The 15,502-nt window shown below is 41.9% G+C and carries 1 protein-coding gene; it reads left to right on the forward strand.

The annotated features are described in order from the left end of the window. Positions 1 to 96: 96 nt before the first annotated feature. Positions 97 to 15,502: filamentous hemagglutinin N-terminal domain-containing protein (locus P9L98_02880; GenBank protein ID MDP8216252.1), on the forward strand; the 15,406-nt coding region annotated here is incomplete at its 3' end.

Below are 15,502 nucleotides of genomic sequence, written 5' to 3' on the forward strand. Positions count from 1 at the left end.
GGATACTATAGAGAAGAAGAACTAGAAGTACACAGGCGAAGAGAAGGAAGAAAGAAATAAAAAGATTAATAAACTTTTTAAAAAGGAGTAACTAAAATGAATACCAAAAAAATGGGTATTTGTAATCGTTTTTTTAGAATACTGTTTGCAGCACTATTTTTGCAGTATATGGCACTGCCGCCTACCCCCGTCTATGCCGAGGGTTTGCCTACTGGTATATCTGACCAGATAGGCTCATCCACGGTTACTGTTGAAGGGGATGCAATGACCCATACAACAGGCGATATGAAGTATTGGGGTGATGCTGAGTCTTTTGATATCGGTGTCAATAATACTTTAAATAGTATTGGTCCTAATGCTGGTGCGGTTATGCTCTATAATGTTACAGGTGATGCTGGTTCTAGCTTAGCGGGTGTTTGGAACAGTAACTGTAACCAATTCCTGCTTAACCCTAACGGTATACTATTTACTGAGACTGCTCAGTTAAACCTTGGAGGTCTTGTAGCATCAACTCTGTCTATGACAAAAGAGGATTTCTTATCTGGTAGTTATGTGCTATCAGGAGCTGATGTAGTTACTCTTGGCAATAATATAATAAATGAAGGTGCTATTGAGACTACCAATCCTTTTGGTGTTACCTTTGCATCAGGTGCAATAAGAAATACAGGCTCTATTAAAGCTAATCTTGGTGTCGTTAATATGATATCAGGTAAAGGCGTTACCCTTAATGTTGCAGGAGATGGTTCTATTCAGGCAGCAGTATCTCAGGATTTACTTAATAATGTCTATGATTCTGATGGGAGAAGAGTAGCTGTTGGTGTTGATAATGTCGGAACTATTCAAGCTGATGGTGGTGAAATAAGAATAGAAGTAGGAGCAGTTCAGGATGTCTTTGATACTCTTATAAATCAAGAAGGTGTAGTAAGAGCTGGTTCATTGGTTGAGAAAAATGGAAAGATTGTACTTATTTCAGATGATGAAGGAATAATACAGAATACAGGTACTATAACAGCATCTGCCATTGAAGATGGAGCAGATGGTGGAACAATTGAGATGCGTGGTTCAAAAGTTGGTCAGTTTGGTGAAGTAAGAGTTGATGCACTTGGTGAAGGTGATGGTGGAAGTATAACTTTATATGCTAATGATGTAGTTGCTTTATCAAGTGGAAGTATTACAACTGCTAATGCAAATGTGGATGGAAGTGGTGGTGAAATAATAGTTTATTCACCTGAGACAGCTTTATTCTGGCAGAATGCAAGAATCGAAGCTAAAGGTGGTTCTGCTTCTGGAGATGGTGGATTTGTTGAGGTGTCAGGTAAAGAACACATTGAGATATATGGTATAGTTGATGCTAGCGCAGCTAATGGCTCTAGCGGTTTGTTCTATATGGATCCTACCGATGTTACTCTTTCCGATGCGACAGTTGGTATGGATAACTCTCCTACTTGGGATCCGATTGCTGTTGATCCTAATACTGGCACTATTAACGTAGCCACTATTGTAACATCTCTTGAAGCTGGTACATCTGTGTCAGTTGATACTTTTGATGATAATGCCGGTGGTGGTACTGGAAGAATTATCGTGGCTAACGCAATTAGTGTAGATTTATCAGCTGCTGGAGGATTGACTGTTGAGGCTCCTACGTTAACCCTGAATGCGCAGGATGATATTGATATTAACGCTTCAATTGGTGTAAGCGCTACTGATGCTGGTGGCGATTTGCTCAACTTAACTTTGAACGCAACTAATGGTGTCGATGTTGGCGCTAATATCACCGATCTATCTGGCGGTACGTTTACATCCATTGGAACAACATTTAATAATACCGGTGGTGCAATTACCACTGGCGGTGGCGCAGTAGATCTTAGCGGGCACACAGGCGCAATAACTATCGGCGCAGCAATAAATGCTGGTGCTGGTACCTTTCATTCTCATGGAACTAATTTTAATAACACTGATGGCATAATTACTACAACAGATACTAGCGCAACAGCTGTACAAATAAACAATACTGGGATAGTAACCATTGGTGCTAATATTCTATCTTCAGGCGAAATAACCATTGATAGTGCTTCAAGCGTTTCAGTAGCAGCCGCAGCAACTGGTAATACTTGTACTAATTTAGATATTGATACAACAGGTGCGTTTGCTGCAACTGGGGGTTCAAAAATTACCGGTGGCGGAGATGGAACAGACCTCAACATTAACGCGGCAGGCATAGCCTTAGATGGAACAGCAGGCGGGCAGTTAATAAATACGGCAGGTGGAAAAATAACCCTTGTTTCAACTGGCGCTAATAGTGTATTTTTAGAAAATGATTCCATAAATAATGCAACAGGGCTTGTGAGTTTGACTTCAGCAGGCCAAATTAGAGGTTCTACCTTTGGCGGTAACGATGGTATTGCAGAAATTGATGCTGATGGTAATGTTACCTTTTCTGCCAATGGCACTGGTAATCCAGCCCAGCTTGAGATTACTGGCGATGGAAGTGGAGATAGCACTCTAACTATTACCAACACCGGAGCAAATAACGTAGATATCCAGGAATTAACCAATCAGTTCAACCAGGTTACTATTACCCAACAGAATGCTTCATCTTGGATTGACATAGATTTTAGCGATGCGGATCTTGTTGACATCGACGGCGCTATTATAGAGAACCTTGTCTTGAGCAATGGCGACGTAGGCTTTACCTATTCACTTACACCTGTCGCAGCTTTAAATGTCTGCGGAACTGCCTTTACCACCGGAGCGACCTCTGCAGTAAGCATAACAGCAAATGGCGTAATTACTCAAACCAGTGCCGTAACAGTTAACGGAGGAGGCGTTACTTTTGCAGCCGGTGCAGCAAATGACATAACTTTAAGTAATGCCAATAATGATTTTATTGGTGCTGTAGCTGTTACTACGGGTGATGATGTAACTTTAAGAGATGTAAATGCCATAATTTTAGGTGCATCCACTATTTCCGGAAACTTAGCCGTAACCTCTTCCGGTAATATAACCGATAATGGTAGCGCATTATCTGTAACGGGAACGACCACGCTGATCCCGGGAGCGGGAAACAGCATCATCTTGGATACTGCCGGAAACAATTTTACCGGCGCTGTATCAGTAACCAATGGAACAGATGCAACATTTGTAGATACCAATGCTTTGGCTATGGGGACAACGTCTATTACAGGAGTATTAACCCTTACAGCTGGCGGCAACATAACAGATAGTGGAGTAATAACTGCAGGAACCCTTACCACAACCAATGCTACCGGATCTACGATATTGGATCAGAACAATATCATTTCTAACCTTGGTGCAACAATCACCTCCATCGGTGGCAACTTTGAGTTAACCAACACCACACCCCTTGCTTTAACCGATATAACAGCCACAGGCCATGATATAACCATAGACAACACTGGTAATGCTGTGACATTTAATACAGGAAGCAATATAGCCGCGAATAACTTTACAGTAACAGCTTCAGCAATTACTACTTTGAATAATTCAGATTTAAGTGCTGTAGCTACTTCAACAACACTTCAGCCTAATGCAGCAGGAACTGCTATAGGGCTAGCTGGCGGTGCAGGAGCATTCAGTCTTGATGCAAGTGAAATAACAGTTCTTAAGGCATCCGGCGGTTCGGTAGTAATAGGAAGAGTTGCGGGAGCAACAGGCGCGCTTACACTCGGAGCAGATGTAGACCTTGCAGGTAAAACTGCAACTATCTACAGCGGCCGAATTAATGATGCTAGTAATACAATTTCAGCAGACACTCTTACCTTAATTTTAAGTTCTACTGCAGCAGGCGGCAATACAGTAAAGACCAATGTAGCAACACTGGCAGCTGATACTACAGGCGGCACAGCCACAGCAGACAGAGCCTTGATTGTCACCGAAACAGATGGAGTAGCTCTGAGTACCATTACACTTAATGACGGTGCATTAAATGTTACTACCAGCGGTGCAGTTACAACTTCAGGGGTAATTACTACTACCGGCATTACTACCATTGCAGCCGGCGCGGGGAATAATATAACCCTTAACAATGCAGATAATGATTTCAGCACCGTAGCCATAACCACAGGTAACGATGTAACTTTAAGAGATACCAATGCTATAGTCTTAGGAGCATCTACTATTTCCGGAGCATTAGATGTAACATCCTCTGGCTCTATAACAGATAATGGCGGTGCATTAGTTGTAACCGGGACAACTACTCTTGCACCAGGTGCAGGAAGCAGTATTGTTTTAAATACCGCAACAAATGACTTCACCGGTGTTGTATCAATAACTAATGGCATAAATGCAACATTGGTAGATGTCGATGATATAACCCTTGGAGCAATGGCAATTACCGGGACATTGAATATAACAGCTGGCGCTGCAATTGCAGATGATTTGATCCAGGCTACATTAGTAAATGCCTCCAGTTTGATTATGACTGCTGCAACGTCAATAGGTGCTGCAGGTGACGGAGATATTGATACGACGAGTGTTACTTCTTTGACAGTAGATGCCAATGATGATATATACGTTGACGGTGATAGTCAGCTGGCATCATTGACAATCACATTAGATCCTAACGGAGCTGCAACATATGATTTGACAAACTTTACAAACCTTACAGAAAATATTACTACAGATGGGACAAACCTGACAATAGCCCAATTAGACACAAGTACTGCTACGGCAATGTCCTTAACTGCAGATACAGGAAACATCGCAGTCACAAGTTTTGATTCTGTTACTACAGGTACACTTAATTTAACTGCCAGTAGCGGAAATATAGCTGTGGGAGAGATTGGGATAGCTACTGGAAGCGGAGATGTCACCTTAAGTGCATCCGGCACAATCACTGATTCTAATGCTAATGTAAATACCAATATTACTACTACAGGAGCTGTTAGCTTAACAGGTCTTACTGGCATTGGTATAAGCGGTGGAGATGCTGTTGATATTGCAAGCGCCACAGCTTTGACGATTGACACCAATGGTTATTTTAGCGTTATCGGTACTGGCGGGGGATTAACCTTAACCGACCTGACAATAACTCTTGATACGGCTGGTGCTGGAGTATATTCGCTGACCGGTATCAACAACAACACCCTGACGCTGGTCGATGATGTTGGTAATTTAACCCTGACAGCTTTTAATAACATAGGTACAACAAATCTTTCACTCACAAATGATACAGGAAATATTACAGTTGCAAGTTTTGATACAACCGGTGCAGGTACGCTTAGTTTGACTGCCAGTAGCGGAAATATAATTTTGACTAACGCTGCTGATACAATGGTTACCGGGAGCGGTGCCGTATCGGTTACAGCCAGCGGTACGATAAATGATACTGCTGATGCTGCAGGAAATGCAGTCACTACTACAGGAACTCTGACACTGGATTCAAATAGTACTATCGGAGCAAGTGGCAACTATTTGGATGTAGAAGTTGATGGTCTAACTGTTGATAGTCAAGGTATAGCATATATACGTAATAATGTAGCCGCAGATACTACATTATATATTGATACCAATAACACGGATTATCATTATATTCAGCCTACTAATAACATTCTTATTAATAGGGTAGATGCCGGGACTGCTGATGTTTATATAACAGCAACAGCAGGATCTGTATTGGATCATGCTTCAGATTCTACAGTTGATATAATAGGCGATGATCTGACTATAATAATATCTAGTGGTGTTTATGATATTGGTGCCTCAGGTAATGCACTTGATACTCAAGTTACTAATATCTATACTCTGTCTACAGCGAATGGTGACATCTACATTAATGAGACAGATAGCGGTGTTACACAGACTGGCGGAGCAGGAATTTCAGCTGTTGGGTCTGATGTAAATATTACAGTTGCAGGTCCTTATACAGCCAGCACTGCTATTTCTGCAGGTACAACTGGTACTATCACAATAGATGTTAATGATAATGTTGCTGATGATGGAGTCTTTACTACCAATGCTGCTGGTACTCTAACTGCAGGTTCAGGTAGTGGTGGGATTACTATTACAGCAGACGGCGGTGTCACTTTAGGTCTTGCTGCAGTAACAACAGACGGTGCTATCTCAATTGATGCTGATAATGATTCAAATAATATCGGTACATTTACAAGCAATGCTACAGGTACATTAACTGCCGGTACTGGTGGAAATATTACCATTACTGCTGCTGATGTTTCAATTGACGGTGCCATAACAGGTACTGGAACAGTAACTCTTCAGCCTAAAACTGCGGGCAGGACTATAGGAATAGGCGGTGGTGCGGGTTCTTTTGCTCTCTCCGATGCTGAAATCTTAGAACTAACCGATGGATTCAGTTCTATTGTAATCGGTCGTGCTGATACAAATGCAGATATAACTGTAGGCGCTATTGCGTTTACTGATTCGGTAACTATTCAAGCTCCAAGCGGTGGGTCAATCACGCAGACCGGAGTACTTACTGCGCCGAGCCTGACTCTTGATGCTGCTACTGCGATAGCTTTCACTCAGGCTAATGATGTAGATACACTTTCCATAACAACAACCAATGATATTATTCAATTTACTGATGCAGATGGTGTAGATATAAGCACTTTAAATTCTGGTTCTGCTGCATCGACTATTACTGCAGGTGATGCTGTTACAGATTCAGGTAGTATTACTGCTGCTACATTGACTGTTAAGACGCTTAAAGACGGTGGAGCTGCTATTGAGTTGGATGAAGCAGGCAATGACGTCAATAATCTAACTCTTCAGGCGCGTAATACATTAGATAATGCTTATGCAGCAGGGGCTATTACATTTGTCGATACGGACGGTATCAATATTACAACTGTTGGTACTACCAGTACTGTAACTATTACTGCAGGCGATGTTGTTTCTGATATGGGTACAGGAACAATATTAGGCTCTACCTTAACGGTTAAGACTACAAATAATGCCGGTTCTGCGATTAATTTGAGTTCAGCAACTAATGACGTAGACACTGTGGATTTGAGAGCACGTAATGCAGCAGATGGTGATTATGCAGCAGGAGCTGTAACATTTAGAGATTTAGATGGATTTGCAATCTCAAATATCGGTACTGCTTCTACGGTAACACTCACTGCAGGCGGCGCAATAACAGGTTCTGCCGATGATAATACTACCGATGTATTAGGTTCCGGTTTGACCGTTGCTGCTGCTACAGGATTTGGTGCATCAGGTAGCGCTATAGACTTAGACACTACTACATCTGATATTACAGCAAGCGGAGATGTATATTTTGATGTTGTAGGTTCAGGTGGCCATGGTGCAACAGTTGATGTGACTTCTGGAAACATAGTGATAGATGGCCGTAATACCGCTAATGGTGCTGGTTATGAGGTAATTACCTTAACAGACGTTGATACAGATGCAGGTTACATTACAGTCGATAACTACGGAAATAATATCGTTGCCACATTAGTTGATGCAGCTGGTGCTACTAATGATGTAACTATGACAACTTACAGCTCAGGAGATGTTCAGGTTGATTCTGTAACAGCAACAGATCAAATTATTATTGTTGCTGTTGATGCGATAAGTGAATCCGGCGCAGATGGCGGTGCAGATTTAACTGCGGCTGATTTATTATTAACCGCTGCTGATGGTATAGGTAGTGGAGCAGCGATTGAGACTGCTGCAACAAATCTTTCAGCTCGTAATACTACAACGAATAATATTGAGATTACAAATACAGGCGATTTAACGCTTGACGATCTTTTAACAGGTAGTGAATCGGTTGATAACGATGCCGGAGATGTCATCATTTCTGCAGCTTCTGCTTTAGATATAACCGACCCTGTTACAGGTGTAAATGTATATCTTGCTGCTACTGAGGCGGTAAATATAGCAGCAAATATCACATCAACCAACGGAAATATAGGTATTCGTGCTGATTCTAATGGTGGCGGCACAGATACCGATGATTTAACTTATACTTCAGGTACTATATCAGCAACCGGTGGATATGTTCTTTTAATGGGTGATGATGTTACGTTAGATGTTGCGGATGATGGTATTCAGACAGGTGGAATTACTGCAACAGGTGCATCGTCAGTCACTCCTCCTAACGATAATTTTGGCATCGCAATTCTTGCTCAGGATAATGTTGTCGTAAATACTACTCTTACAACAACAAATTCAAGCGGTAGTGTGATTATAGGTGCCGATGGTGATTTCCGGGATCTTGCAGGCTTACCCGACGCTATACTACAAACTGATGGAGTAGCGCCGAGCGGTACAGGAAATGTTACGTTTAATAGCGATGCTGATACTGGTACTGACACTTTAGGAGCAGCTGTTACTGCAGAAGACGGAATTTCTATTACAGGTATTAATATCACTGTTGATCAGGTCGGCGTAGCTTTTGATGCTGATGGAAGTATAGCACGTGCTGGTACTGCTGTTGGTACACCTGTTCTTCATGCTGCTGCCGGATTTGCTGCGCTTGCTGCAGAGAATATTGATACTAATCCTACAACTGGAACCACTACTATTAATACTGTTGGAGGTTCTTCCGATGTCATTATAACTGCTGACTATGATTTTGGTGCTATTACTGCTCCTGGTGATACACAAGATATGGCAATTCCAATAATAGCAGCTAGTACTGCTGGAACTTTTGATATCGATAATACAACAATAACCTCTGGCGATGGTATTACTCTTTCTGCGCCAGGTGCGATGACATTAAATACTCTCTCAGCTCCAGGAGATATTTCTGCTACATCTACTGCTTCATCTGTTTCGGTTATTGCTAGCTCTATAGTTACTGCTGGAACTGACGGAACAGGTAGCCTTACTTTAACTGCAGATACTCTTATAGATATTGGAGCTGCTGCTGCGATAACTACTGGGACAGATGTAAACTTTAATGCAAATACCGCAGGGGATAACGTTGCGAGAACTATTACAGTAGGAGATTCGGCCACAATAGCTGCAGGTATAGACAATAACTGGAGCGCCAGTGATGCTATTACTGTAGATGGTGAAATATCACAAGGCGGTTTGCTTAATATTGCTACAGGTGAGGCCGGAGATGATAATAACGAAGGTTCCTTTATATTAAGCGATGATGGTGTTATCACCACTAACGGAAGCTTGATTATCGGTGCAGCTTCAGTTTTAGATAACATCCAGATAATAAATGCAGATCATGATGACGCAACTGCTGATTCGTTGACGATTGCCGGTGTAATTAATGCTGCTGGTGATGTTACGGCTGATTTTGAAACCGATACCGTAGAAGGTGATATTAACTTCACTGGTTCAATTCTTGCTGATGATGATGTTACATTGGTTACTTACGATACAGGTCTTACATATGACATAGAAGGTAGCGGTACGATTGTTGCTGATGCAATTACTCTTACCACTGCTGATATAGGTGCCAGTATCACAGTAAATGATTTAACTGCTCGGGAATGGATTTTGGTAACTGCTGGTGAAAACATTACTACTGGAAATCTTTCAGCACAGTCAGAGACCGGTGGTTATGCTATTAAATTAAACAATACAGGCAGTGATGCTACAATTACTGTTAATGGAACAACCACTGCCAACGCGATTGCAGACTTAGATGTTTATCTTGATCCAGCTACCGTTACTATTAACGGTAATGTTGATATTACTGGAAATTATGATGCCTGGGCAACAGGTGATATAAATGTAAACGCTGATATCTACACAAGTGGCGGACGCATAGTATTATTAGCAGATGATGATGGTTCTGCAGTTCCAGTTGGAGGTGTTCATGATGGAACTGGTGATTTGACTATGGGTGTCGGTACATCATTAAGAGCAGTTGATACCACCAATGGAGATATTACTCTCCAAGGTGAGGCTGTCACGCTTTATGATGTCACAGCTGGGGATGATCTGACCATTGAATCTGATGCTGATGGTGCAGGTGGCGCAGGCGATGTTACGCTTAATGGTATAATCCGCGGTAACCCTGTTGCTATAGATGCAAATACAGGTGCTGTATATGTAAATGCTGACCCTAATAATATAGCAGGAGCATTTACTATTAGCGCAGCTTCTGAAACTGTATTTTTAAATGCGGACCTTAAGACCGCCGGTCTTCTAACTATTACTCCTGCGGTTACTATTAGGACTGATAGTACTCTTAGCGGCGACCTTAATGGTACTGGCGGTGGAGTTACAATCAGCGGTGCTGTAAACAGCGATAATGCGGTAGATAACCATTTAATTATCTCAACCGGCAATGGCGCGGTTAGCCTGCAGGCAGTTGGAACAGGTACAAGCCTTAACAAACTAACAGTTACAACTACTGGTGAAACTGCAATACATGGTGATATTACAACTTCTAGCGGTGGTATTGATTTATCTACTGCATCTGATGTAGATATAGATGGAGTACGCACACTTACAACTACCAGTGGAGATATTTCATTAATGGGTGGTGCAGTGGATGCTGAGACTGATACAGATGATACATTAACTGTAACCACTTCAGCAGGTGGCGATGTATACATAGATAATGTAGGTACTGGAAGTAATCTTGGCGGAGTAACTGTTAACCTTAACGGTGGCGGTGCTCTTACGCTTTATGGCACTATTGAAACAGGTGCGGCCACAGGTATAGTCTTTACAAGCGCACCCACAGTAGTATTAGCAGATAATGTATCGTTGGATAGTAATGGAGCTGTTGATGGTCCGATTGCACTGGATGGCGGGACAATAAGCGGCGCAGGCCGTACCCTGACCCTTGATTCCGGTACTGCAGATATCAGCCTGGGTACACCTACAGGAACTGCTACTCTGGGAACATTGACAACAACCTTAGCAGATGAGTTAAATCTTGAAGGAACATTAACAGTTAGCGGTGACCTTACATTTGCTAATGTTGCTACTAACGTAGAACTCACCGGTAGTGGTGATACAGTGACGATTAATGTTGCCTCAGATTCTACCTTTACTACTGGTGGAACTGCCATTACTGATTTGGTAGCCAGTCAGAGTAATTTAATAATTAATGCTAATACAGGAACTACTGCACTTGATGCAGTTGGTACTGAGGCGCAAGAATTAGCTTCTTTAACCATCTCAGGTACCGGTGCAACTACGCTTAACGGTAGCATCTATGCTGATGCAGTAACCATGAGCGGTATAACCGGCGGTGTTACTGTTGATGAAGATATAACTATTGACATAAATAATGCAGCAGGTGATTTAACCTTTGATAATACCCCATTGACATTAGCAGCTGGTGATAATTTAACCATTACTGGTGCAGCAAATTCTGATACAACACTCTACACTGTAGCTGATACTGGAAGCGACAGTACCTTAGATATTAACTCAGCAGGCACCTTGACATTAAAAGGCGATGTTGGTACCTCAGCCGTAGAATTAGGTACCTTAGCAGTGGATGGTCAGACCGGCTCAACCTATGTAAGCGGCGGCGTAACCATATATACAGAAGATGCTGCTGTAAGCTTTGCTAATTCAGCTATTGAAGGTACTACTGCTGGTGTAGATTCACTTACCATAGACGCAGAAGCTCAGGCAATTACTCTTTCTACAGTAGGTGCAAATACCCGCTTAGATGCCTTAACCTTAACTACAACCAATGCAGGTGCTGCGGCCATAACTTTAAATGGAAACATAACTGCAGATGCGGTTAATGTAACTGATGGAAATATTACCTTAGGCGCTAGCTTAATCATAGATGGTGATGATGCTGCAGGTGATATAAGTCTGAATCAGACAATCGCCGGCGCAGCGCTTAACTTAACTGTAAATGCTAGTGCAGGTGATGAAGTAACTTTAGGCGCACTTACTACATCAGGTATCTTAACACTTAACACAGCTGGTTCTGTAACCCTTGCCGGTGTCCAAGACCTCGGTACCTTAACTACAACAGAAGTAGGTGGGGACTTAAATATTTCAGCCAATTTAACAACAGATAATGCAATAGATTTAACTAATGTAAACAGAGTGGATATTACAGCTGGTGCAGCAACAGTAGCTATAGAAGTACAGACTAATGCCCAGGCATTTGATACTGGCGGTACGCCAATAGTCGATACTGGTAGTGATTCTGCTTTAACCATTACTACTAATGCTGGTGCTATCAGTTTAGATAACGTAGGCCAAGGTGGCGATGTGCTTACAGGTTTGACATTAGATAGTTCAGCCCAGACAACTTTAAGCGGTAATATTGCAACAACTACTACTGGTATCGATCTTAGTTCAGCAGCTAATGTTGACTTGGCATCTAACGTAACTCTTTCAAGTACAACTGGAGCAATACTGGTAAACGGTACAGCAGTAGATGGTGCTTTCAACTTGGATATTGAATCAACTAGCGGTGCTGTAACATTAGGTGCTCTTGGTGCAAATGTCAACATGCAGGATATTTCAGTTGATACAACCAGTACAACTACACTTAGCGGTAATATTACAGCAACTGGTGATGTGGACTTATCAGCAGCGTCCGGCGGTATCACAATCAGTGCGCCGCGTACGATTACAAGTAGTGGTGGGAATATTAACTTAGGAAGCACAGTTGCCCGTACTGCTGCAACTGATGATTTAACTTTAACGTCAACCCTAGGTTCTGTAACAGTTACTGCAATAGGTGCAGCAGCGAATCGTTTGGATACGGTAACAATTGCAAGCGCAACAGGTACGACACTTAATGGAAGTATATATACAGATGGTTATGATGGTGCTACAAGTGGTGATGTAAGTATTACCGGAGGAAGCATTGTAGTAGGATCAAGTTTAACGATAGATACAGACCTTGCTACCTCAGCAGACAACGATATAGCAGGTTCTATTACATTGGGAAATATTGATGGTGGTTCAGCTGGCTTAACTCTTACTTTAGATGCCAGTAGTGCTGATGCACTTACCGTGGATGTTATTAATGGTGGCGCTGTAACAATCGGAACAGTCGGTTCAAGCCAATCTATTTCACTTACTCCCTCAACTCAGGCACAGGGTGTCGGTACATCCGGAGTATTGACTTTAAACGGTAATATAACCTCACCAACATTGGATGTATCAGGCATATATGGTCAGGTTACATTGGGAGACGATGTTTCAATTCTAACAACTGCTACTGCAGTTAACTTTGGTAATGCCAGCGGTATTGATGGAACATCTGCAGGACAACAAGGTATATCTATTGCAACAGGAATAGGCCCAGTTACACTTCCTAGGATTGGAAGTACAGTAGATCCAGAATATATAACGGTAGCTAATATAACAGGTGCAATAACATTAGGTGCTAACATTGATGCTACGCAAGATATTACTTTAGGTACAGGAGACATAACTTTAACAGCAGATGTGAATATAACTAGTCTTTATGGAGATGTTGTCTTAACTGGAGATATAGATGGTAATGGTAATGCTCCTACTATATCTGGTGTCTCTATTTCAGCTCAGAATATAGATACAACCGGTGATAGTGATGAAGCTGGAGGTAATGTATCATTAACATCAACCGGCGGGGATATTAATTATGTTGGAACCATTACAACAACCGGTGGTACAGATGTAGATAATTCAGGCGGTAATGCTGCTGGAACCGTAACAATAGCTTCCGGTGCAGATTTTGTTGGCGGTGCTATTATAACAACAGGTGGCGCTGCAGGTGGCGGAGACACTGTTGGTGGTGCTGCCGGAGCTATATCAATTATAGCAGATACAGCTACTCTTTCCGGTAACTTAACAGCAACCGGTGGTAATGAAGCTGGTGCTGGAGCTGGTGGAGCTGGTGCCAATATAACATTAGAAACAGATCTTGTGCTTGCTGAAAGTGCTACTCTTACATTTAATACTCAAGGTAGAGATGCTGCAGGTGCTGGTGCTACTGGAGCTGATGGTGACTTCTCAATTACCGGTACAATTGATGGAACAGGAGACGTTGATGAGACTCTGACTGTCTCAACAAGAAGTGGAGCTATTACTCTTGGTGGTGCAGTTGGTTCATCAGTTGCCCTTGCAACACTTGATTTAAATACAACAGGTACAGCTAGTCTTGGCGGAAGCATTACAGCAACCAATATTAATTTAGATGGCTTAACAGGAGGCATAACCTTAACAGATGATGCGACTTATCGTTCCACAAATACTGCTATTAATTTAAGCGGCGGAACTATAACAGGAGATTATGATTTAGTAATTATTGCAGGAACTGGTAATGATGCAGATGTTACTTTAGCTGCTGTTGATGTAAATAGTTTAGATATTTCAGCTGTTGGAAATGGTACAACTACACTTAACGGTGCTATTACAACAGATGAAGGTGCTGATTTATCATCTGCAACCGATGTTAATATTGCAGCAGATATAACTTTTACAAATACAGAGAGTGGAACTGTTGATTTAAGTGGTGGTGCAGTAGATGGAGCGTTTGATATTAGTATAGTAGCTAATGCAACAGATGTAGCTTTAGGGGCTATGGGTCAGGGTACGCCTTTAGGCACAGCTGCTGGAGCCGATACTGCTTTAACAGTATCTAGCACAGGCACAACAACGCTTTCCGGTAATATCACAACCATAGATACAACAGGCGTTAGCTTTACAAGTGCTACAAACGTTGTGTTAGGATCTGATGTTGTAATAGATACTGGTGCAAATGCTGGTAATGTGAGTTTCTCTAATGCTGCAGCAAACTCATTGAGTGGTGGTTTTGATTTAAGTATAGATGCCGGAACAGGCAATGTAACATTTGATAATATTACACAGCTTACAAGTTTAACCGTTGATAATGGTGCTAGTGGAGTTGGTGCAAGCGCTGTTACGTTTAACGGAGCTGTCGATATGCCAGGTACAGTGACTGTTTATGCTGGCGCAGGTGGTAGTAATATAACTCTTGGTTCAGCTGATTCTATTGCAGCAGGAACGATACTGCTTAATACAGTTTTAGCCAATGCCGATGGAGATATAGTAATAGATGGAAATATATCAACAACAGGGAATAATACAATTACTTTAACATCTGATAATGATATCAATATTGGACAGGCTAATGCAGCCTCTATTACAGGTGTTAATGGCGAGGTAGATTTAACTACTGAAAATGTAATACTCTTAGGTTCCGCAGGTAATGTTGGAACAATTGTTACAACTGGGACTGGAGTAATTGATATAAATAATGGCGGTGCCTTAACCATGGGCACATCCGAAGATACCAAGATTTCTGGTGGTGGCGGAGTTAATATATCAGGAGCATCAAGTATAGCTAATGAAGTAGTAGGTACTAACAGTGATGTTGTGTTTGTTGGTGCAGTTACTCTGGTAGCTAATACAATTGTTGGTAGCGCAAATGAAAGTGTAAGTTTCAATTCTACAGTTGATGGTGGCTATACATTAACTACTAATGCAAATAATGGAACAGCAACATATGGTGGCGCAGTTGGTACTGGAACTTCTCTTACAGGATTAACCACAACAGCAGGAATAATTTCAGCCGGAGCAATAACAACAACTGGTGCAGCAAATACAG

Source organism: Candidatus Kaelpia imicola (genome assembly GCA_030765505.1).
Lineage (GTDB): Bacteria > Omnitrophota > Gorgyraeia > Kaelpiales > Kaelpiaceae > Kaelpia > Kaelpia imicola.